General features: G+C 73.3%; 16 protein-coding genes. 3 read left to right on the top strand and 13 right to left on the bottom strand.

Annotation, left to right across the window (positions count from 1 at the left end; all coding sequences use genetic code 11):
• Position 1 precedes the first annotated feature (1 nt).
• The 12 genes from ftsZ to mraZ all read right to left on the bottom strand — a co-directional run bounded on the left by ftsZ (position 2) and on the right by mraZ (position 15,138).
• A complete protein-coding gene (gene ftsZ / locus BFV98_RS27995) occupies positions 2-1,117 on the bottom strand; it encodes a cell division protein FtsZ (RefSeq protein ID WP_013287599.1) in 1,116 nt (371 codons plus the stop codon).
• A gap of 246 nt (positions 1,118-1,363) precedes the next feature.
• Positions 1,364-2,182: a cell division protein FtsQ/DivIB gene (locus BFV98_RS27990; protein ID WP_013287600.1), complete on the bottom strand. Its 819-nt coding sequence runs from the start codon at positions 2,180-2,182 to the stop codon at positions 1,364-1,366.
• Positions 2,179-3,660, bottom strand: coding sequence for a UDP-N-acetylmuramate--L-alanine ligase (murC, locus tag BFV98_RS27985; protein WP_071098321.1), 1,482 nt, complete (start codon positions 3,658-3,660; stop codon positions 2,179-2,181). The genes BFV98_RS27990 and murC overlap by 4 nt, the downstream gene beginning before the upstream one ends.
• A gap of 31 nt (positions 3,661-3,691) precedes the next feature.
• Entirely contained in the window at positions 3,692-4,798 is a 1,107-nt protein-coding gene (murG, locus tag BFV98_RS27980) for an undecaprenyldiphospho-muramoylpentapeptide beta-N-acetylglucosaminyltransferase (protein ID WP_030271920.1), read from the bottom strand.
• A complete protein-coding gene (locus BFV98_RS27975) occupies positions 4,798-6,300 on the bottom strand; it encodes an FtsW/RodA/SpoVE family cell cycle protein (RefSeq protein WP_036310930.1) in 1,503 nt (500 codons plus the stop codon). Before BFV98_RS27975 ends, murG begins: the two co-directional genes overlap by 1 nt.
• A 152-nt stretch (positions 6,301-6,452) precedes the next feature.
• Positions 6,453-7,580, bottom strand: coding sequence for a phospho-N-acetylmuramoyl-pentapeptide-transferase (gene mraY, locus BFV98_RS27970; RefSeq protein WP_013287604.1), 1,128 nt, complete (start codon positions 7,578-7,580; stop codon positions 6,453-6,455).
• Positions 7,577-8,986, bottom strand: a complete 1,410-nt coding sequence (gene murF / locus BFV98_RS27965; protein WP_071098319.1) for a UDP-N-acetylmuramoyl-tripeptide--D-alanyl-D-alanine ligase — start codon at positions 8,984-8,986, stop codon at positions 7,577-7,579. Before murF ends, mraY begins: the two co-directional genes overlap by 4 nt.
• Positions 8,983-10,545: a UDP-N-acetylmuramoyl-L-alanyl-D-glutamate--2,6-diaminopimelate ligase gene (locus tag BFV98_RS27960; RefSeq protein WP_174361726.1), complete on the bottom strand. Its 1,563-nt coding sequence runs from the start codon at positions 10,543-10,545 to the stop codon at positions 8,983-8,985. Before BFV98_RS27960 ends, murF begins: the two co-directional genes overlap by 4 nt.
• 52 nt (positions 10,546-10,597) lie before the next feature.
• Positions 10,598-12,811, bottom strand: coding sequence for a penicillin-binding protein 2 (locus BFV98_RS27955; protein ID WP_071098318.1), 2,214 nt, complete (start codon positions 12,809-12,811; stop codon positions 10,598-10,600).
• A gap of 3 nt (positions 12,812-12,814) precedes the next feature.
• Complete coding sequence (locus tag BFV98_RS27950; RefSeq protein WP_013287608.1) at positions 12,815-13,396, bottom strand: hypothetical protein; 582 nt, start codon at positions 13,394-13,396, stop codon at positions 12,815-12,817.
• Entirely contained in the window at positions 13,393-14,502 is a 1,110-nt protein-coding gene (gene rsmH, locus BFV98_RS27945) for a 16S rRNA (cytosine(1402)-N(4))-methyltransferase RsmH (protein WP_030271908.1), read from the bottom strand. Before rsmH ends, BFV98_RS27950 begins: the two co-directional genes overlap by 4 nt.
• Positions 14,503-14,706: 204 nt before the next feature.
• A complete protein-coding gene (gene mraZ, locus BFV98_RS27940) occupies positions 14,707-15,138 on the bottom strand; it encodes a division/cell wall cluster transcriptional repressor MraZ (protein WP_013287610.1) in 432 nt (143 codons plus the stop codon).
• Between the two features lie 355 nt (positions 15,139-15,493).
• On the opposite strand from mraZ, the gene BFV98_RS27935 reads away from it, so the two are divergent.
• The 3 genes from BFV98_RS27935 to BFV98_RS27925 are packed head-to-tail and all read left to right on the top strand — an operon-like array spanning position 15,494 to position 18,160.
• Positions 15,494-16,741 carry a MurT ligase domain-containing protein gene (locus BFV98_RS27935; RefSeq protein WP_013287611.1) on the top strand — a complete coding sequence of 416 codons (1,248 nt, stop codon included), beginning with the start codon at positions 15,494-15,496 and terminating at the stop codon, positions 16,739-16,741.
• Positions 16,731-17,453, top strand: coding sequence for a type 1 glutamine amidotransferase (locus BFV98_RS27930; protein WP_013287612.1), 723 nt, complete (start codon positions 16,731-16,733; stop codon positions 17,451-17,453). Before BFV98_RS27935 ends, BFV98_RS27930 begins: the two co-directional genes overlap by 11 nt.
• The gene (locus BFV98_RS27925; RefSeq protein ID WP_030271906.1) at positions 17,450-18,160 is read left to right on the top strand and encodes a TVP38/TMEM64 family protein; all 711 of its coding nucleotides are present in this window, start codon (positions 17,450-17,452) and stop codon (positions 18,158-18,160) included. The genes BFV98_RS27930 and BFV98_RS27925 overlap by 4 nt, the downstream gene beginning before the upstream one ends.
• Before the next feature lie 46 nt (positions 18,161-18,206).
• On the opposite strand, the gene leuS is transcribed toward BFV98_RS27925, so the two are convergent.
• Positions 18,207-21,047, bottom strand: coding sequence for a leucine--tRNA ligase (gene leuS, locus BFV98_RS27920; RefSeq protein WP_030271904.1), 2,841 nt, complete (start codon positions 21,045-21,047; stop codon positions 18,207-18,209).
• Positions 21,048-21,326 lie beyond the last annotated feature (279 nt).

The raw sequence follows: 21,326 nt of genomic DNA, 5'->3' as shown, positions 1-21,326 counted from the left end.
CTCAGGACCCGTTCTTCAGGAAGTCGGGCACGTCGACGTCGTCGAAGAGCACCCGGCGCGACGGCTGCTGCGGCGCCGGCATGGTGGCCGGCGGGCTCACCGGCGCGTTCGGCTGGGCCGGCGGGTTCTGGTTGCTCTTGCGCGGCGCTTCCACCGCCTTGTACGCCGGCGTGCCCCCGTCGAAGCCCGCCGCGATCACGGTGACCCGCACCTCGTCGCCGAGCGCGTCGTCGATGACCGCACCGAAGATGATGTTCGCGTCCGGGTGGGCCGCGTCGGTGACCAGCTGCGCCGCATCGTTGATCTCGAACAGGCCGAGGTCCGATCCGCCGGCGATGGAGAGCAGCACGCCGCGCGCGCCGTCCATGCTCTGCTCGAGCAGCGGGCTGGAGATCGCCGCCTCGGCCGCCTCGACGGCGCGGTTCTCGCCCCGCGCGCTGCCGATGCCCATGAGCGCGCTTCCGGCGCCGCTCATCACGCTCTTCACGTCGGCGAAGTCCAGGTTGATCAGACCCGGCGTCGTGATCAGGTCGGTGATGCCCTGGACACCGGAGAGGAGCACCTGGTCGGCGGTGCGGAACGCGTCCATCATGGAGATGTTGCGGTCGCCGAGCGCGAGCAGCCGGTCGTTCGGGATCACGATGAGCGTGTCGCACTGGTTGCGCAGTTCCTCGATGCCCGCCTCGGCCTGGACCTGCCGGCGCTTGCCCTCGAACGAGAACGGCCGGGTGACCACACCGATGGTGAGCGCACCGAGCTTGCGGGCGATGTTCGCCACGACCGGCGCGCCGCCGGTGCCGGTGCCGCCGCCCTCGCCGCAGGTCACGAACACCATGTCGGCGCCCTTGAGGACCTCCTCGATCTCGTCGCGGTGGTCCTCGGCGGCGTTCTTGCCGACGTCCGGGTTGGCGCCCGCGCCCAGTCCCCGGGTCAGCTCCCGGCCCACGTCGAGCTTGACGTCGGCGTCGCTCATCAGCAGCGCCTGCGCGTCGGTGTTGATCGCGATGAACTCGACGCCCTTGAGCCCAACCTCGATCATCCGGTTGACGGCGTTGACGCCGCCGCCCCCGATGCCGACGACCTTGATGACCGCCAGGTAGTTGTGCGGAGGTGTCATCTCCGGTCCTTTCCCTTCGAGATTGGCATGGGCCGACCCCACACGGCTTGGCCGGATCAGCGGTCGAGCACGCCCCCGTGCCCTCCGGCGGCTGAACTCTCACCCTCTACTAGAGGCTTAGAGTTATGTCAACCACTGATCTCTTCGGGGCAACGTATGCGCCGCCGCGCCAGGAGCCAAGGACCTGTTCCGGCGTGTCGCCGACCGAGCGACAGGGGACACAGCGCGGGCTCGCTGAGCCACGGGTCACTCGAACGTGACCACGTCCGGCGCGCTGACGTCGATCCGGTCCGCCTTGCGGCTCAGCAACGAGGTGGCCACTGTCGACTTGTCGGTGCCGCGGGAGGCGTCGCCCCAGAAGACCTGACGCTCGCCGCGCAGCAGCAGCGTGATCCGGGCCAGGCCGGCCACGTCCACTGCGACCAGCTCCGCGCGCAGCTTCTCTCCCAGCGCGGCGAGCACCGCCAGCCCGGCCCGCGTACCCGGGTCGTCGGGGCCGGGCCGGGCGACCCGGACCTGCGGCAACCCGTCCGGCGCCCGGTCCAGTCGCTGGAAGACCACACCCGAGCCGTCGACGACCACGAAGCCGTCGCCCTGCGGCACCGCCGCCACCGCGGTGCGCTCCTGCACCCGGATCACCAGCGTGTCCGGCCACTGGCGCTCCACAGTGGCGCGGGCCACCGGCGGCAGCGTGCCGACCTTGCGCGCGGTCGCGTCCAGGTCCACCCGGGCCAGCGGCTCGTTGTCCGGCACCGCCGCGGCGTCGCGGATCTGCACCGGGGTGACCAGTTGCGCGCCGACCACCCGCACCTCGCGGACGCCGAACAGGCCGGTGCCCAGCACCGTCCACGCGACCAGGCCCGCGACGGCGAGCACCGCCGCGGCGACCGCCCAGGGCAGCGCGGCCCGCATCCGCCGTTGCCGGGCCCGGGCCATGAACCGGCGGGTCGACGGCGGCACGGCGTCCGCGTTCGCCCGCACGAGCTGCCAGCGCCGGGCCGGGCTGCGCCGCCCCGCCCCGCCGTCCGGTCCGGGGGTACGGCCGCGGGCCGGACCGGGACTCATCCGGCGGGGGTCGCCGCGCCGTCCGGGTCGACGCCGGCGCCGAGCCCCGTGCCCCCGGCGGAGCGGGCGAGCAGGGCGTCGAGCAACTGGTCACCCATCAGCGAGATCGGCGGCGCGCCCATGGTCACCACCACGTCGCCGGTCCGCGCCCGCCGGGCCACCTCGCCCGGCACGTCGTCCCACGCCTCGACGAACACCTTGCGCTCGGCCGGCAGCGGCACCTCCTGGATCAGCGCGGCCGAACCCTCGCCGGGACGGCGCGTCTCGCCGGGGCCGAAGACCTCCAGCAGCACGACCTCGTCGGCGATGCCGAGCGCGGCGGCGATCTCCGCCTGGTTGTCGCGGGTGCGGTAGAGCCGGTACGGCTGGAACAACACGATCAGCCGGCCGTCGCCGGCCACCTCGCGCAGCGTCTGCAACGCCAGCGTCATCGAGGTCGGGTGGTAGGCGTACTCGTCGTAGACCAGCACACCGTCCGCCGCGCCCTTGCGCTCGAAGCGGCGCCGCACGCCGGGGAACGCGCCGAGCGCGGCCTCCGCCGCGGCCACCGGCAGGTCCAGCAGGTACGCGGCGAGCACCGCGGCGGCGCTGTTGAGCGCCATGTGCCGGCCCGGTACGGGCAGCCGGATCTCACCCAGCGGCCGGCCCTCGACCTCGGCCTGGAAGCGCACCCCGTGCGCGGACGAGACGACCTCGCTCATCCGCAGGTCCGCGTCGGCGGACTCGCCGTACGTCCAGACCCGGCGGCCCTCGGCGCGCAGCGTCTCGGCCAGCCGGCGCCCGCCCGCGTCGTCGGCGCAGGTGATCACGAAGCCGGCCGGGTCGGTGAGCCGGGCGAACTCGGCGAACGCCGCCTCCAGCGTGGCCAGGTCGCCGTAGGTGTTGAGGTGGTCCGCCTCGATGTTCGTGATGATCGACACGAACGGGCGGTAGATGAGGAAGGAGCGGTCGCTCTCGTCCGCCTCGACCACGAAGTGCTCGCCGGTGCCGTGGTGCGCACCGGAACCCACCTCGGAGATCTCGCCGCCGATCACGAACGACGGGTCGGTGCCGGCCTGCTGGAGCACCATGGTGACCATCGACGTGGTGGACGTCTTGCCGTGGGTGCCGGCCACCGCCACCGTGCGGCGCCCGGTCATCGCGGCGGCGAGCGCCTCGGAGCGGTGCAGCACCCGCAGGCCCCGGCGACGCGCCTCGACCATCTCCAGGTGGTCCTGCGGGATGGCGGAGGAGTAGACCACCGTGTCCACCCCGTCGAGGTTCGACGCCTCGTGGCTGGAGTGGATGGTGCCGCCGAGCGCCCGCAGGCCGGCCAGCGACGGCCACTCCCGCAGCTCGCTGCCGGAGACCGGCAGACCCCGGGTGAGGAAGAGCCGGGCCAGCCCGGCCATCCCGACGCCGCCCACCCCGATCAGGTGGATCCGGCCCAGGTCCTCCGCCGTCATGGTGCCGGCGGGCGTGAACTGCGCGGTGTTCATCAGACGTACCTTCCCGTCGCGGTGCCCCTCATCAGCGGGCCACCGCCTCGTAGACGAAGTTCAGCAACGCCACGTCGCCGTCGCGGCGGCCGTACCCGGCTGCGGCGTGGCTCATCGCGTACAGCCGCTGCGGGTCGCGGATCAGCGGGATCACCGTCCGCTCCAGCCACGCCGGGGTCATCTCGGCGTCGTCGACCAGCAGACCGCCGCCCGCCTCCACCACCGGCAGCGCGTTGCGCTTCTGCTCCTGGTTGCTGTGCGGGTAGGGCACGTAGATGGTGGGCAGGCCGATCGCGGCCACCTCGGCGCAGGTCATCGCGCCGCCCCGGGCCAGCATCAGATCGGCGGCGGCGTAACCCAGCTCCATCTCGGACAGGTACGGCAGCGTGACGTACGGCACCGGCAGGTCGGTCGGCACGGAGACCGGCTCGTTGCGGGCGCCGATGACGTGCAGCACCTGCACACCGTTGCGGGCCAGCTCCTTCGCCGCGCCGGAGACGGCCAGGTTGATCGAGCGGGCGCCCTGCGAGCCGCCGGCGACGAACAGCACCGGCAGGTCGGGACGGAGTCCGAAGTGGGCGCGGGCGGCGTCGCGCAGCGCGGCCCGGTCCAGCCCGGCGATGCCCCGGCGTAGCGGCACGCCGACCACGCGGGCGTCGCGCAGCGCCTCGGCCTGGGCCGGCTGGTGCGGGAAGCCCACCGCGACGTTCTTGGTGAACTTCATCCCGAGCCGGTTCGCCACGCCCGGCGGCACGTTCACCTCGTGGATGACGATCGGCAGCTCCCGCCGCCACGCGGCCAGGTAACCGGGCACCGAGACGTACCCGCCGAAGCCGACCACGGCGTCGGCCTGGACCTCGTCGATCACCTTGCCCGCGGCGCGCGCCGCCTTCCACATCCGGTCCGGGGTACGCACCAGGCTCATGTTGACCGACCGGGGAAGCTGGTAGGCCGGGATCTGCCGCAGGTCGTAGCCGGCCGGCGGGATCAGCTCGTTCTCCAGCCCCTTGGGTGTGCCCAGACAGGTGATCCGGACGCTCGGGTCGTGTCGGCGCAGGCAGTCGGCGAAGGCGAGCAGCGGGTAGATGTGCCCGCCCGTACCCCCTCCGCAGAGCACCACCGAACGCAGCGGACCCATCAGCGTCTCCTCTCGCTCGCCGCGCCGGTGCGCGCCCGGTCGGACCGGGCGCCGCGGGGCGCGGCCTGATCGTCCTGCCGCCGCTGCCGGGACCGGGGCACGGACCCTCGGTCGGCCGGGGGCGGCGCCGGTCTGCGGCGCCGGCCGGGAAGCGGCGGCAACGGGGCCCACACTAGTCGGACCCATCGGGCGGGCGGACGGGCATGCAGCGCTCGCGCCGCGTCCGGCTCGGCGCGGGCGAACGAGGCGAGCATGCCGATCGCGGCGAGCGTCACCACCAGGGCGCTGCCGCCGTCGGAGATGAACGGCAGCGGTACGCCGGTCAGCGGCAGCAGCCCGGTGACGCCACCGATGTTGATGACGGCCTGGCCGACCAGCCAGGCGGTCACGCCGGCGGCGGCGAGCCGGCGGAACGGGTCCTCGACCCGGCGGGCGATCCGCATCCCGGTGTACGCGAGCACGGCGAACAGCGTCAGGACCACTGTGCAGCCGACCACGCCCAGTTCCTCGGCGACGATGGCGAAGATGAAGTCGTTGTGCGCCTCGGGCAGGTAGTTCCACTTCAGCGAGCTCTGGCCCAGGCCGACGCCGAACCAGCCGCCGTTGCCGATCGCGTAGCGGGCCTGCACGAGCTGGTAGCAGTAGTCCAGCTTCTGCTCGAAGCAGGTCTTCGGATCCGGCGGGTCGAGCCACATGGTGAGACGGCCGAGCCGGTAGTTGTCCGCGTCCCGGGAGCCGGAGCCGGCGCCGAGCGAGGCGGCGGCCACCAGCAGGCCGATGCCGGCCAGGCCGATCGCGGAGAGCGCGGCGAAGACCCGGCCCCGCACGCCGGCCGCCCAGAGCAGCCCGACCACGAGCGCCAGCAGGCAGAGCATGCTGCCCAGGTCGTTGAAGCCGACCAGCACGAACAGCAGGCCCACCACCGGGAACAGCGGTGTCGCCAGTTCCTTCCACCAGCCCAGCGAGGCGCCCTTGCGGGCCAGCACGTGCGCCGCCCACAGCACCAGCGCGAACTTCGCCACCTCGACCGGTTGCAGCGAGATCGGGCCCAGGGAGAGCGAGAGGAGTTCGGCCCGCAGCGGCCCGATCGACGTCACCCCGAACAGCGAGTTCAGCGCGACGAACAGGTTGAGCGTGAGCAGCAGCGCCACCGCCACGCCGAGCGCCGGGCGGCTCACCGCCCGGAACGTGCGCGCGGGCAGCCGCTGGCAGGCCCAGAACGCGCCGATGCCGATCACCGCGAACACGGCCTGCTTGGTCAGCGACGCGGACGCGTCACCGCCCTCGGCGAAGTCCTTCACGCTCGTGGCGGAGAAGACCATGGTGAGGCCGATCAGCAGCAGCAGGCCGGCGCTGGACAGCAGCAGGTAGTAGGAGGCCAGCGGCCGGGCCAGCAGGCCGCGCAGCGCGGCCAGGCCACCGGCCGGATCCCAGCGCGCCGCGGGCGGGTCGGCCGGTGGCGTGGCCGCCGGGGCACGGCGGGCCGGCGGGTCGCTGGTCACCTGGATGTCTCGTCCCTCCCCCACAGGCCCATCATGGCCGCTCGACCCGCGCGCCCGTGGCGCAACCGCCCGGTCGGCGTGTCGGATCTGAAGGAAGGGCCCCTTATTAACAGACGTCTGTTAATAAGGGGCCCTTCCTTACACCCGAGGCGTCAGCTGACCGCGGCGAGGAACTCGCTGTAGAACAGGCCCAGCGCGATGGCCACGCCGATACCGGCGATGATCCAGAACCGGACCACGATGTTGACCTCGCTCCAGCCCGCCAGCTCGAAGTGGTGCTGCAACGGCGACATCCGGAACACGCGCTTGCCGGTGGTACGGAAGGAGATGATCTGGATGACCACGGACATCGTGATGATCACGAAGAGGCCGCCCAGGATCGGCAGCAGCAGGATGGTGCGGGTGGACATCGCCATGCCGGCGATCAGGCCGCCCAGCCCGAGCGCGCCGGTGTCGCCCATGAAGATCCGCGCCGGTGACGTGTTCCACCACAGGAAGCCCACGCAGGCGCCGGCCGCCGCGCCGGCGATCAACGCGATCTCCAGCGGGTCGCGCACGGTGTAGCAGTACGACTCGGTGTAGTTCGGGTCGGCGCACCAGTGCCGGTACTGCCAGAACGCGATCAGCGCGTACGCCGCCAGCACCATCACCGAGGCGCCGGTGGCCAGGCCGTCCAGGCCGTCGGTGAGGTTGACGCCGTTGGTGGCCGCCATGACCACCATGATGATGACGATCACCGCGCCGATCTTGCCGATCTCCAGCGCCGGGATGTCCCGGATGAAGCTCAGCGTGGTGCTGCCCACGGTCTCGGTGTTCGTCGCGTTGCCGCCGGCGTCGGTCATGCTGGACGGGAAGTAGACCGCCACCGCGCCGAAGACCGCGCCGACCAGGATCTGCCCGGCCAGCTTGCCCCGCTTGTTGAGACCGCCGCTGTGGCGCTTGCGCACCTTCAGGAAGTCGTCGATGAAGCCGACCGCGCCGGAGAACACCATCAGCCCCAGCAGCACCAGCGCCGTGATGGTCGGCTCGACCTGGGCGATCTGCGCGTCCGGCAGCGTGGTCAGAGCCAGGTGCCCGGCCACGTACGCGATGACTGTGGCCAGGATGAAGACCACGCCGCCCATGGTCGGCGTGCCCTTCTTGCCCTCGTTGCTGGCGAGCCCGAGGTTCGATCGGATCGGCTGGCCGGCCTTGAGCCGGGCGAACACCTTGATCGCGATCGGGGTGCCGAACAGCGAGATCAGGAACGCGACCCCGATGGCGACGATGACCGCCCTCATGCGGCGCCGCCCTCCGTCGCACCCTCCCGGGCGTCCGCGCGCAGCGCGTCGGCCACCTCCCAGGTCCGGTACCGGGAGCCCTTCACCAGCACCACGTCTCCCGGACGCAGCTCGCTCCGCAGCACCTCGACGGCCGCCGCCTGATCGGTGAGCAGCACCGACTCTCCTCCCCAATTACCTACCGCTGTCGCGCCCTCGTGGATCGGCGCCGCCGGCTCGCCCACCACGAGCAGCCGGTCCACTCCCAGTTCGGCCGCGAGCCGGCCGACCTGCTGATGCCCCTGAAGTTCGAAGTCACCCAGCTCGGCCATGTAGCCGAGCACCGCGACGGTACGCCCCTCGCCACGCATGCTGGCCAACGCCCGCAGCGCCACGCCGGTGGAGGCGGGGTTGGCGTTGTACGAGTCGTCGATCACGGTCACCCCGTCGGGACGCTCGAAGACGTCCATCCGCCGGGTCGAGACCAGGCCCAGCTCGTTCAGCGCCGCCGCCAGGTCCGGCAGCGGCAGGCCCAGCTCCCGGCCGACCGCCGCGGCGGCGAGCGAGTTGGAGACCTGGTGCCGGCCGGTCAGCCCGAGCCGCACGGGCGCGCTGCCCTCCGGGGTGACGAGGGTGTACGAGGGCCGTCCCCGGCCGTCGACTGTCACGTCCACGGCGCGTACGTCGGCGCGCTCCGACTCGCCGTAGCGGACCACCCGGGCCCGGGTACGCGACGCCATCGCGTCGACCCGCGGGTCGTCGGCGTTGAGCACCGCCAGCCCGTCGGAGGGCAGCGCCTCGACCAGTTCGCCCTTGGCGAGCGCGATGGTCTCCACCGAGCCGAACTCGCCCAGGTGCGCCACGCCCACGTTGAGCACCACGGAGATCCGCGGCGGCACCACGTCGCACAGGTAGCGGACGTGCCCGACCCCGCGGGCGCCCTTCTCCATCACCAGGTAGCGGGTCTCCGGCGTGGCCTGCAACGCGGTGTACGGGTGCCCCAGCTCGTTGTTGAACGAGCCGGGCGGCGCCACCGTCGGGCCGAGCCGCACCGCGAGCTGGGCGATCAGGTCCTTGGTGGTGGTCTTGCCGGACGAGCCGGTCAGCCCGATCACGGTCAGCCCGGGCAGCCGGTCCACCACCGCGCGGGCCAGCCGGCCCATCGCGTCGAGCGCGTCGCCGACGAGCACCATCGGCACGCCCGGCACCTCCCGGGTGCCGAGCACCGCGACAGCGCCGGCGGAGATCGCACCGGCCGCGTAGTCGTGGCCGTCCACCCGTTCGCCGGGGAAGGCGACGAACAGCCCGCCCTGGTTCACCTTGCGGGAGTCGAACTCGACGGTGCCGGTGACCCGGGCGTCCGGGTCGGCGCCGACGAGCCGGCCGTCGACGGCGGCGGCCACCTCGGCCAGCGTCAGCGGGATCACCGCTGACCCACCAGGTCACCGAAGCGGGCGCGCAGCGCCGCCGCCAGCTCCACCCGGTCGTCGAACGGCAGCACCTCGCCGCCGATCTCCTGGCCGCGTTCCTGGCCCTTGCCCAGCACCGCCACCACGTCACCCGGTTCGGCCACCCGGACCGCCTCCTCGATCGCAGCCCGCCGCCCGGGCACCTCGATGACGCGGGCCGGGGTCGCGGCGGCGTACGCGCCGGCGAGCACCTCGGCCCGGATCGCGGCCGGGTCCTCCGTCCGCGGGTTGTCGTCGGTCACGAGCACCACGTCGGCGCCGCGCGCGGCCACGCCGCCCATCACCGGCCGCTTGCCCCGGTCCCGGTCGCCGCCGGCGCCCAGCACGCAGATCAGCCGGCCTTCGGTCAGGTCGCGCAGCGCGATGAGCACCGCCTCGATCGCGTTGGCCTTGTGCGCGTAGTCGACCACCCCGCGCACCGGGGCGTCGCCGCTGACCAGTTCCAGCCGGCCGGGCACGCCACCGCAGGCGGCCACGCCGCGCGCCGCGGTCTCCGGGTCCACCCCGACGGCGACCAGCAGCGCCACCGCCAACAGCGCGTTCGCCACGTTGTGCCGGCCGGGCAGCGCCACGCCGGTGGGCAGCGCCAGACCGTCCGGCCCGTGCAGCGTGAAGCGCTGCGCGTAGCCCTCGCCGTCGATGCCGTCGGCCCACCAGGTCGCGTCCGGGTCGCCGGCCGCCGAGTAGGTGACGGTGCCCGGCTTGTGCAGCGGACGCAGCGCCGGGTCGTCGTGGTTGAGCACCTCGACCCGGCAGCGGCCGTCGAACAGCTTGGCCTTGGCCGCGAAGTAGTCCGCCTCGTCGGCGTGGAAGTCCAGGTGGTCGGAGCCGAAGTTGGTGTAGCCGCCGACGTCGAACCGGACGCCGCCGACCCGGCCCATGGCGAGGGCGTGGCTGGACACCTCCATGACCACCGTGTCCACCCCGTGCTCGCGGGCCACCGCGAGCATGGCGTGCAGGTCGGTGGCCTCCGGGGTGGTCCGGACGCTGTCGATCACCAGGTCGCCGAGGCGGGTCTCCACGGTGCCGATCAGCCCGGTGACGTGCCCGGCAGCCCGCAGCCCCGACTCGACCAGATAACTGGTGGAGGTCTTGCCGGCGGTGCCGGTCACCCCGATCACGGTCAGGCCGGCGGTCGGGTCGCCGTAGACGGTCGCGGCCACCTCGCCGAGCGCGTCGCGCGGGTCGGCGACGACGAGCACGGGCAGGCCGGTCCCGGCGGCCAGCGCCACACCTGCCGGGTCGGTCAGCAGGGCCACCGCGCCCGCCTCCGCCGCCGCTGCGGCGAACTCCGCGCCGTGGCGCCGGGCACCGGGCAGGGCGGCGTACAGGTCGCCGGGGCGTACCTCCTGGCTGGCGTGGGTCACGCCGGTGACGGCCAGGTCGGCGGCCTCCTCCGGCGGGGTCGCCGCCACGCGGTCGGCGAGGTCGCCGAGCCGTACGGGACGCACGGTTGTGGGACGTGGATTGCCGGGCACGGCGTCAGACCCTACCCGGTCGTCCGGTTCCGACCGCACAGCCGCCCCGGTGGTTCGTCGCCACTCACCGATGATGTCCCGCCGTCCCCGCTCAGCGCGGAAAGACCTCGAACTTCGGGGACTTGTTGGTGAGCGACGGCGGCACCCGGTAGTGGCGGAGAGTGAAGCCCATCATCTCCCGGAAAGCCGGCGCGGCGACCGCGCCGCCCCCGCCGCCGGGGCTCCACACGAACACCGCGACCACGTACCGGGGGTTCTCCGCCGGGGCCATGCCGATGAACGAGCCGACCTCGCCGGGCTGCTGCTTGCCGCCGTCGTAGCGCAGACCGGTGCCGGTCTTGCCGGCCACCCGGTATCCGGGTACGGCGGCGGCCAGACCGGTCGCCCGGCCGTCCGGGCCGTCGACCGTGGTGACCGCCTCCATCATCCGGCGCAGCGCCGCCGCGTTGGCCGGGCTGAGCACCGAGCGGGTGGTGGGCGCCGCGGCGGGGCTGCGCTCGCCGTCCGCGCCGATGGTCTCCTTGACCAGGTGCGGCTGCACGTACGTGCCGTTGTTGGCGATGGTGGCGTACGCGGCGGCCATCTGCAGCGGCGTGGCGTCCACGCTGTGCCCGATCGGCACCGACCCGTACGCCGAGCCGCTCCACTGGTCCGGCGGCAGCAGCCGGCCGGCCGCCTCGCCGGGCATGCCCTCACCGGTGGCCTGGCCCAGCCCGAACCGCTTCTGGTAGTCGAACAGCCGGTCCTTGCCCAGCTTCTCGGCGATCTCGATGGTGCCGACGTTCGACGAGAAGGCGAGCATGCCGGGGATGCTCATGGTGCGGCCGCCGACCGGGTGGGTGTCGCGGAAGGTGACGCCGCCCCGGACGATCGTGTCGGCGACCGGGAACGCGGTGTCCGGCGTGATCACGCCCTCCTGGAGAGCCGCGCCGTACGTGATCGCCTTGTGGATCGAGCCGGGGTCGACCACGAACGTGGTGGCCGCGTCGTCCCGGTCGGCCGGGGAACCGACCTTGGTGGGGTTGGCCGCGTCGTACGTCGGCTGGCTGGCCTGCGCCAGCACCTCACCGCTCGGCACCTCGATGATCACCGCGGCGCCGACGCTGCCCTTCACCTTGGCCGTCTGCTTCGCCAGGATCCGCTGCGTCATGAACTGGAGGTCCCGGTCGACGGTGAGCTTCAGCGAGCTGCCCGGCTGCGGCTGGGTGGTGCGGCTGTAGCCGCCGGGGATGGGCGCGGCCAGGTCTCCGAGGCCCACCTCGTAGGTCCGCTTGCCGGCCTGTCCGCGCAGCACGTCGTCGTACTTGGCCTCCAGCCCCTCCAGGCCGTTCATGTCCTGGCTGACGAAGCCGATCAGGTTCGCCGCCAGGTCGCCGCCGGGCACCTCGCGCCGCTCGTCGCGGTGCACGTTGATGCCGGCCAGGTCGAGTTCCATGATCCGCTTGGCGGTGCCGATCTCCACACCGCGGGCCAGGTAGACGAACTGCAACGGGGTGTCGGTGCCGGGCAGGGTGCGCTTGCGCATCTTCTCGGCCAGGTCGGACACGGGCACGCCGAGCAGCGGGGAGAGCAGGCGCGCGGTGGCGAACCGGTCCTTGACCCGGGTGGGGTCGGCGAACACGTACCGGGCCTCGACGCTGTGCGCCAGCGGCTCGCCGCCGCGGTCGAGGATCGCCCCGCGCGGGGCCGGCAGCTCGACCACGGCGAGCCGGTTGGGCAGGCCGCCGTCGGCGTACGCCGGGGTGTCCACGGTCTGGAGGTAGACCAGCCGCACGCCGATGCTGGCGAACAACGCCAGCGCCAGCACGGTGCCGAGCCGCAGCCGCCGGCGCGGGTCGCCGAGTCGCGGCGGCCGGCGCGGCTTGCGTACCGGCCGGCGGGGCTGCGCGGCCGGGCGGCGCGGCTGGGACCGGCGGCGCGGCGGCGCGTCCTCGTCGTCGTCGTCGAACGGTTCCCGCACCGGCCGGGACGAGACGGTCCGCACCACGCCGGCCCGGCCGCCCGCGGCGGTGGACCGGCGGCCGGACCGGGCGCCGTCGGTCGCGGGCTCGCGGGTGCCGGCACGCCCCGCCCGGCCGCCGTCGAGCACCTGCAACGCGGGCCGGAACGGGTCGCCGGACCGGTTGCTGCGGGGGGTACGCCGTTGCTCCGCGCCGCCGCCCTCGCGCACGGTCCGCCCGCGCGGCGTGTACGCGCGGGCGTCGGAGATCCCGCCGAGGCCCGGCTCGCGCGGCTCCGACCCCCGCGACGATCCGCGCCGGGAGCCCGTGGCGTCCCGGCGCGGATCATCCGATCTCGGCGGCATCGCTCAGCCTCCGTTGCCCTGCTGGCTGGTGACCGACGGGGCACCCTGCGCGGGGTGCGGCACCCCGATGGTCTGCCCGTCCGGCAGCCGGATGTAGGCCGGGTCCTCGGACTCGACCAGGCCGAGCCGCCGGGCGTTGGCGGTCAGGTTGCCGGGCGCCTCCTGCTTCGCGATCTCCTTCTTCAGCTCCTGCTCGTCCACGTCCAGCTTGGCCTGCTGCTGCTGGAGCTTCTCCAGCTTGAACGCGTTCTCGTTGATCTTGGTGTTGACCGCCAGGATGCCCAGCACCCCGCCGACCACCAGCACCAGGATCAGCGCGACGAACGGTGCCCGGGGCACCCGGATCGGCGCCGGCGGGGCGACCCGCAGGCGCGGCGCGGGCGCACCGGTGACCCGGGTACGCTCGGCCGGCCGCAGGGCGGCACTGCCCTGCGTCGGGAACTCGCGCGCCCCCCGGGCGCGAGTCGCCTCCCGGCGGTCGGTCGCCGTCGTGTCCCGCGTGGTGCGCTGCGCCGCGGTCCGGCCCCCCGACCGCGGTGCGCGCTGCCCGACGGCTCCCCGGCCGTCGCGCTTCTCGACGTTCATGTCCCCTCCCCCTCCTCGTCCGTCCCGTTCGCGTCCCCCGGGGCCGACCGCGGGTCCTTGCCGGACCCCGGTGACCCCGTCCCCGGTTGGTGCATCGCCTTCACCCGGCGGCGGTACCGTTCGCGGTCGGTACGCCCCTGCCGGGCCGCCTCCGGGTCGAGCCGTTCCGCGGCCCGCAGCCGCACCGAGGCGGCACGCGGGTTCGCGGCCACCTCCGCCTCCCCGGGCAGCTCGGCGCCCCGGCTCAACAGCCGGAACGTCGGGCCCGACCCGGGCAGTTCGACCGGGAGGTCGACCGGGCCCTTACTTCGGACCCGGTCGGCGAGCGCCTGCTTGGTGAGCCGGTCCTCCAGCGAGTGGTAGGACAGGACCACCATGCGGCCGCCCACTGTGAGCTTGTCCAGAGCAGCCGGCAGCGCCGTCTCCAGCGCTGCCAGTTCTCTGTTTACCTCGATCCGCAAAGCCTGAAACGTTCTCTTTGCCGGGTGTCCACCGGTTCGTCGGGCCGGTGCCGGAATGGCGTCCCGGACCAGCTCGGCCAGCCGGGCCGAGGACGTGATCCGGTTGCGCTCCCGTTCCCGGATGATCGCCGAGGCGATCTTCCCGGCGAACTTCTCCTCGCCGTACACCCGCAGCAGGCGGGCCAGGTCCGGGTGGGAGTAGGTGTTGACCACCTCCTCGGCGGTCACCCCCCGGGTCTGGTCCATCCGCATGTCCAGCGGCGCGTCCTGCGCGTACGCGAACCCGCGGTCGGGCGCGTCGAGTTGCAGGGACGAGACGCCGAGGTCGAACAGCACCCCGTCGATCGCCGGGTAACCGAGCCGGTCGAGCACCTCGGGCAGCTCGTCGTAGACGGCGTGCTCCAGGTGGATCCGGTCGGCAAACCGGGCCAGGCGGACCCGCGCGTGGGCGAGCGCCTCGGTGTCCCGGTCCAGGCCGATCAGCACCGTGTCCGGATGCGCCGAGAGCACTGCCTCGGCGTGCCCGGCCAGGCCGAGCGTGGCGTCGACGTGGACGGTGCGACCGGGCCGGCCCAGTGCGGGGGCCAGCAGCTCGAGACACCGCTCGAGCAGCACCGGCACATGCGTGCCGCGTAGCTCCCCCATCTCGACCCCCACCCCGTTCGCCAACCGTTCCGTCACGTGTCCGTCGTCGCCACGACGCCTCGCCATACCGCCAGATCCCCATCCGCTCCCGCCCGCCGGAGGCCGCGGCCCTCCGTGTCGGATCGTGCGCCTGGCACCGGGGAAGGGGTGCCAGGAACTCGAAAGCGGCTGGAGATCTCGCAGTACGTCGGGCGCCGTCACGCCCTACAGACCGCCGGGCAGCACCCCCTCCTCGATGTCGGCGAAGTCGTCTTCGCTCTCCGCGAGGTAGGCCTCCCAGGCCGCCTTGTCCCAGATCTCCACCCGGGTGCTCGCTCCGATCACGACCAGATCCCGGTCCAGTGCCGCGTACGACCGCAGGTGGCCGGGTATGGTGACCCGCCCCTGCTTGTCCGGCACCTCGTCGTGCGCGCTGGCGAAGAAGACCCGGCTGTAGGCCCGGGCCGCCTTGCTCGTCATCGGCTGCGCGCGCAACTGGTCGGCGATCCGCTGGAACTCGGGCATCGGGAAGACGTAGAGGCAGCGCTCCTGCCCTTTGGTGATCACGACACCCCCCGCCAGTTCGTCCCGGAACTTCGCCGGCAGGATCAACCGGCCTTTGTCGTCCAGGCGCGGAGTGTGGGTGCCGAGGAACATCGGCCCAACCCCCTCGCCCTGAGCGGCGTTCGCGGCGCCGCTGACCCCCCGGGCCGGTGTGGCCCTCCCGGCCTCACCATCGCGCCCCACTCTACTCCACTTCCCTCCACCTGCAACCAGAATCGCCCGCGCGGCGTGGCGTTTCCGCGCGCAAAACCGCACGTCAACGCGGGTGGGGCGGAGTGGAGGGGGTGGGGCGCGCCCCACACCGTCCGCTACCCGACATCGACCGCCGCCGTCCGGCCCCGCGCGCTCCGCCCGTCCGCCGGGCCGTCCCCGGCCGAACGGTTCGCCGTCGGCGGCGATCTGGTGGAGGTGGCGGTCCGGTAACCTCGCTCGGGTGACGGACGCGAAGATGCCCTTGCGGGCAAAGGTGGCCAGCTCCGTGTCGCGCACCGCCGCGGCGCTGTCGCGGGCCGCGGGCCGTGGCGACGGCTCGGTGATCGGCGGCTGGATCGGCCTCAAGATCGACCCGGACCTGCTCGCCCATCTCTCGGCCGGGCGCGCCATCGCCCTGGTGTCCGGCACCAACGGCAAGACCACCACCACCCGCCTCACCACCGCCGCGGTCGGCGTGCTGGGCCGGGTCGCCACCAACTCCTTCGGCGCGAACATGCCCACCGGCCACACCTCGGCGCTCGCAAAGGCCGGCAGCACGCCGTACGCGGTGCTGGAGGTGGACGAGCACTACCTCGCCCAGGTGCTGGAGGCGACCGAGCCGCACGTGGTGGCGCTGCTCAACCTCTCCCGCGACCAGCTCGACCGCGCCAAGGAGGTCGCCATGATGGCGCAGCTCTGGCGCGCCGCCCTGGTCCGGCACCCGCGGGTACGGGTGGTCGCCAACGCCGACGACCCGATGGTGGTGTGGGCCGCCTGCCCGCCGGCCGACCCGGCCCAGGGCCACGTGCCGCCGCACGTCACCTGGTTCAGCGCCGGGCAGCGCTGGCACGACGACTCCTGGGTCTGCCCCGAGTGCGGCTCCACCATCCAGCGCTCCGGCGAGCAGTGGTGGTGCACCGGCTGCCCGCTGCGTCGCCCCGAGCCGCACTGGACGGTCGAGGACGACGGCGTGCTCGACCCCACCGGCGCCTGGCACAAGATCCAGCTCCAGCTCCCCGGCAAGGTCAACCTCGGCAACGCGGCCACCGCGCTGGCCGTCGCCGCCGAGTTCGGCGTACGCCCGGTGGACGCGGTGTCCCGGCTCGGCACCGTCACCTCGGTGGCCGGCCGCTACGCCCAGGTGGACCGCGACGGGCGCAACATCCGGCTGCTGCTGGCGAAGAACCCGGCGAGCTGGCTGGAGGCGTTCGACATGGCCGACGTCGCGCCGACACTGCTGTCCATCAACGCCCGCGATCCCGACGGGCTGGACACCTCGTGGCTGTTCGACGTGGACTTCTCCCCGCTGACCGGCCGGCAGGTGCTGATCACCGGCGACAGGGCGTACGACCTGGCGGTGCGACTGGAGGTCAACGGCGTGCCGTTCCAGCACGTCCGCAGCTTCGACGAGGCCGTCCGCGCCGTGCCACCGGGCCGGCTGGAGGTCATCGCCAACTACACCGCCTTCCAGGACATCCGAGCGGAGCTGGACCGTGTCAACTGAGAGCCTGCGCATCGTCTGGATCTATCCCGACCTGCTGTCCACATACGGCGACCGGGGCAACGCGCTGATCCTGGCCCGCCGGGCCCAGCTGCGCGGCATGCCGGTCGAGGTGCTCGAGGTCCGCTCCGACCAGCGGCTGCCCGCCACCGCCGACATCTACCTGCTCGGCGGCGGCGAGGACGGCCCGCAGGCGCTCGGCGCCCAGCGTCTGATCGCCGACGGCGGCCTGCACCGGGCGGTGGCCCAGGGTTCGGTGGTGTTCGGCGTCTGCGCCGGCTACCAGCTTCTCGGCACCTCGTTCTTCGCCAAGGGCACCCGCTGCGCCGGCCTGGAGCTGCTCGACCTCTCCTCCGACCGCGGACCCACCCGGGCGGTGGGCGAGCTGGCCGGCGAGGTCGACCCGCGGCTCGGCATCCCGCACCTGTCCGGGTTCGAGAACCACGGCGGCCGCACCCACCTCGGTCCGGGCGTGTCCCCGCTGGCCCGGGTCACCACCGGGGTCGGCAACGACGGGGCCACCGAGGGCGCGTGGCGGGGCAAGCTGCTCGGCACCTACTCGCACGGCCCGGCGCTGGCGCGCAACCCCGACCTGGCCGACCTGCTGCTGCGCTGGGCGACCGGCATCCACCAGCTCCCCCCGCTCGACGACACCTGGGCCGACCGCCTCCGCTCCGAGCGCCGCACCGCGGTGGCCGCCGCACCGAGGCCGTGACCGACGCCGCCCGGCCGGGGCGGCGACCGGTGGCCCGCCGGCTCGCCGGGTTGCTGCGGCAGCCCTCGGCGCGCCGGTTCGGGCTGCTCCTGCTGCTGCTCGCCGGGTTCGGCGTGACGCTGCTGCTGGTGCCCCGGCCGGACCCGGCCGACCTGCCCCGGCTCGCCGACTCGCTGGGTGGCTACGGCCCGCCCGCGGCTGTGGTCGGCGGCGCGCTGCTGCTGGTGGCGCTGGTGCCCCGCACGTTCGTCACGCTGGCCGCGGGCGCGATCTTCGGGCCGGTGCAGGGCGCCGCGTACGCGCTCGGCGCGGCGCTGCTCGCTGCGGCCATCGGCTTCACGGTCGGCCGGGTGCTCGGCCGCGACTTCGTCGCCGAGCGGGTACGCGGCCGGCTGGCCCGCCTCGACGGCTGGTTCGCCCGGCAGAGCGTCTTCGGCGTGGTCACCGTACGGCTGCTGCCGATCGCCGGGTTCGGGCTGGTCAGCTACGGCTACGGCACCACCGCGGCCCGGGTCATGCCGTTCCTGGCCGGCAGCGTGATCGCCTCCGCGCCCACCGCCATCGGCTACGCGGCGATCGGCGCGGCCGTGACCACACCCGGTTCGATCAACTGGTACGCGGCCGCGCCGGCGAGCCTCGGCCTGATCGCCAGCGTGCTGATCATCCACCGCTGGTGGCGGGCCGAACGACGGCGTCGCGCGCCCTGACCGTCGGTGGGCGTGTCCCCGAAGTGGACACGCCCACCTGCGGGCGTCAGGCGACGACCGAGACCATCCGGCCCTTCACCACGATCACCTTGCGCGGCTCCTTGCCGCCCAGCGTGCCGGCGACCGCCTCCAGCGCCGCCGCGCGGACGGTCTCCTCGGACGCGTCGGCGGGCACCTCGACCCGGCCCCGGACCTTGCCGTTCACCTGCACCGGGTAGGTGACCGACTCGGCCACCAGCAGGGCCGGGTCGGCGACCGGGAAGTCCGCGTACGCCAGCGACGTGTCGTGGCCCAGCTTGCGCCACAGCTCCTCGGCCATGTGCGGGGCGAACGGGGCGACCATCAGCACCAGCGGCTCGGCCACCTCGCGCGGCGTACGCGCCAGCCGGGTCAGGCCGTTGGTCAGCTCGATCAGCTTGGCGATGGCGGTGTTGAACCGGATCCCGTCCATGTCGGCGCGGACCCCGTCGATCGCCTTGTGCAGCAGCCGCCGGGTCGCCTCGTCGGCCGGCTCGTCGGTGACCCGCAGCTCACCGGTCTGCTCGTCGACGACGGTGCGCCAGACCCGCTGCAGGAACCGGTACGAGCCGACCACCGCCCGGGTCTCCCACGGGCGGGACACCTCCAGCGGGCCCATCGACATCTCGTACACCCGGAACGTGTCGGCGCCGTACGCCGCGCACATGTCGTCCGGGGTGACCACGTTCTTCAGCGACTTGCCCATCTTGCCGTACTCGCGCCGGACCTCGGTCTCGCCGTGGAACCAGCGGCCGTCGACCTCGACGACCTCCTCGGCGGGTACGTAGGCGCCGCGCGGGTCGACGAACGCGTACGCCTGGATCATGCCCTGGTTGAACAGGCGGCGGAACGGCTCGAACGACGAGACGTGGCCCAGGTCGTACAGCACCTTGTGCCAGAAGCGCGCGTACAGCAGGTGCAGCACCGCGTGCTCGGCACCGCCGACGTACAGGTCCGTGCCACCGCAGTCACCGTCGCGGCGCGGGCCCATCCAGTACGCCTCGTTCTCCGGGTCGGCGAAACGCTGCGGGTCGGTCGGGTCCAGGTAGCGCAGCTCGTACCAGCAGGAACCGGCCCACTGCGGCATCACGTTGGTCTCGCGGGTGTAGCGCTTGGGCCCGTCACCCAGGTCCAGCTCCACCTCCACCCAGTCGCGCCGCCGCGACAGCGGGGTCTCCGGGTTGCTGTCGGCGTCGTCGGCGTCGAACGTCTTCGGCGAGAAGTCCTCCACCTCGGGCAGCTCGACCGGCAGCATCGACTCGGGCAGCGCGATCGGCGCACCGGACTCGTCGTACACGATCGGGAACGGCTCGCCCCAGTAGCGCTGCCGGGAGAACAGCCAGTCGCGCAGCCGCCAGGTGACCGCGCCGGCGCCGTGCCCGTTCGCCTCCAGCCACTCGATGATCCGCGCCTTGGCGTCGGTGACGCCCAGGCCGTCCAGGTCGATGCCGCGCTCCGGCGCGGCGCTGTTGATCGCCGGGCCGTCACCGGTGTACGCCTTGCCGTCGAAGCCCTCCGGCGGCTGCACGGTCCGCACGATCGGCAGCTCGAAGACCTCGGCGAAGTCCCAGTCCCGCTCGTCCTGGGCGGGCACCGCCATGATCGCGCCGGTGCCGTACCCGGCCAGCACGTAGTCGGCGATGAAGATCGGGATCTGCCCGCCGGTCACCGGGTTGGTGGCGTAGGCGCCGACGAAGACGCCGGTCTTCTCCTTGCTGTCCGCCTGCCGCTCCACGTCCGTCTTGGCCGCGGCGGCCTTCCGGTACGCCTCGACGGCCTCACGCGGGCCGGCGTGCCCACCGGTCCAGGCGTCCTTCGTCCCCTCCGGCCAGGCGGCCGGCGTCAGCACGTCGACCAGCTCGTGCTCGGGCGCCAGCACCATGTAGGTGGCGCCGAAGACGGTGTCCGGCCGGGTCGTGAACACCCGCACCGGGGCGGCGGCGGTCGGGAAGTCGATGTGCGCGCCGGTCGACCGGCCGATCCAGTTGCGCTGCTGCAGCTTGATCGGCTCCGGCCAGTCCAGTGTGTCCAGGTCCTCCAGCAGCCGGTCCCCGTACGCGGTGATCCGCATCATCCACTGCTTCAGGTTGCGCTTGAAGACCGGGAAGTTGCCGCGCTCGGAACGGCCGTCGGCGGTGACCTCCTCGTTCGCCAGCACGGTGCCCAGCCCCGGGCACCAGTTCACCGGCGCCTCCGAGACGTACGCCAGGCGGTGGTCGTCGACGACGCGCCGCCGCTCCCCCACTGACAGCTCGGCCCACGGACGCCCGTCCGGGGTGGCGCGGGTGCCGCCCTCGAACTCGGCGATCAGCTCGGCGATCGGCCGGGCCTTGCACGCGTCCGCGTCGTACCAGGAGTTGAAGACCTGCAGGAAGATCCACTGCGTCCAGCGGTAGAACTCGGTGTCGATGGTCGCCACCGACCGCCGCTCGTCGTGGCCCAGCCCCAGCCGGCGCAGCTGCTCCCGGTACCGCTCGATGTTGGCCTCGGTGGTGGTCCGGGGGTGGGTGCCGGTCTGCACCGCGTACTGCTCGGCGGGCAGGCCGAACGCGTCGAAGCCCATCGCGTGCAGCACGTTGCGCCCGGCCATCCGCTGGTAGCGGGCGTAGCAGTCGGTGCCGATGTAGCCCAGCGGGTGCCCGACGTGCAGGCCGGCGCCGGACGGGTACGGGAACATGTCCAGCACGTACAGCTTCTCGGCGCCCGCCCGCGGGTGGCCCGGGTCGGCCAGCGGACCGACCGGGTTCGGCGCGTGGAAGGTGCCCTCCCGCGCCCAGGTGTCCTGCCAGCGGTGCTCGATCTCGTCGGCCAGGGCGGCGGTGTACCGGAACGGGGGGATGTCGGTCGCCGGTGCGGCTGCCTCACTCATGGCGTCTCCTCGGCGCGGATCGATTCGAAAAAATTGTGGGCGGTCTGCTGCGGGCACAAAAAAGCCCCTCGCGCAGGAGGGGCGGCCGTGCTGTCGCGCGTTCAGCGCATCAACACGGCTCGGTAAGAAGCAGGAAGAACCCGGCCATGCAGGCAGTGTACCTCGCACCCCTCGGCGGCGGCGCGCCCGTTCCACCCGCGGCGGCCGGTCCCCCGGTCCGGCGAATATTCCGGGCGTAACCGACCGACCACCTGCGGGAGTCGGCAGTAACGACAAACA

This window comes from Micromonospora sp. WMMB235 (genome assembly GCF_001855515.1).
GTDB classification, from domain to species: Bacteria; Actinomycetota; Actinomycetes; order Mycobacteriales; family Micromonosporaceae; genus Micromonospora; species Micromonospora aurantiaca.
Note: the sequence above shows the minus strand (reverse complement) of the source record. Positions and strands in the feature narration are given on the sequence as shown.

Coding starts and splice junctions, on each gene's coding strand:
- BFV98_RS27955 (WP_071098318.1), bottom strand. CDS start 12,811: ATGCCGCCGAGATCGGATGATCCGCGCCGGGACGCCACGGGCTCCCGG.
- rsmH (WP_030271908.1), bottom strand. CDS start 14,502: ATGGGGGAGCTACGCGGCACGCATGTGCCGGTGCTGCTCGAGCGGTGT.
- BFV98_RS27990 (WP_013287600.1), bottom strand. CDS start 2,182: ATGAGTCCCGGTCCGGCCCGCGGCCGTACCCCCGGACCGGACGGCGGG.
- murG (WP_030271920.1), bottom strand. CDS start 4,798: ATGGGTCCGCTGCGTTCGGTGGTGCTCTGCGGAGGGGGTACGGGCGGG.
- leuS (WP_030271904.1), bottom strand. CDS start 21,047: ATGAGTGAGGCAGCCGCACCGGCGACCGACATCCCCCCGTTCCGGTAC.
- ftsZ (WP_013287599.1), bottom strand. CDS start 1,117: ATGACACCTCCGCACAACTACCTGGCGGTCATCAAGGTCGTCGGCATC.
- murC (WP_071098321.1), bottom strand. CDS start 3,660: ATGAACACCGCGCAGTTCACGCCCGCCGGCACCATGACGGCGGAGGAC.
- mraZ (WP_013287610.1), bottom strand. CDS start 15,138: ATGTTCCTCGGCACCCACACTCCGCGCCTGGACGACAAAGGCCGGTTG.
- BFV98_RS27935 (WP_013287611.1), top strand. CDS start 15,494: ATGCCCTTGCGGGCAAAGGTGGCCAGCTCCGTGTCGCGCACCGCCGCG.
- mraY (WP_013287604.1), bottom strand. CDS start 7,580: ATGAGGGCGGTCATCGTCGCCATCGGGGTCGCGTTCCTGATCTCGCTG.
- BFV98_RS27950 (WP_013287608.1), bottom strand. CDS start 13,396: ATGAACGTCGAGAAGCGCGACGGCCGGGGAGCCGTCGGGCAGCGCGCA.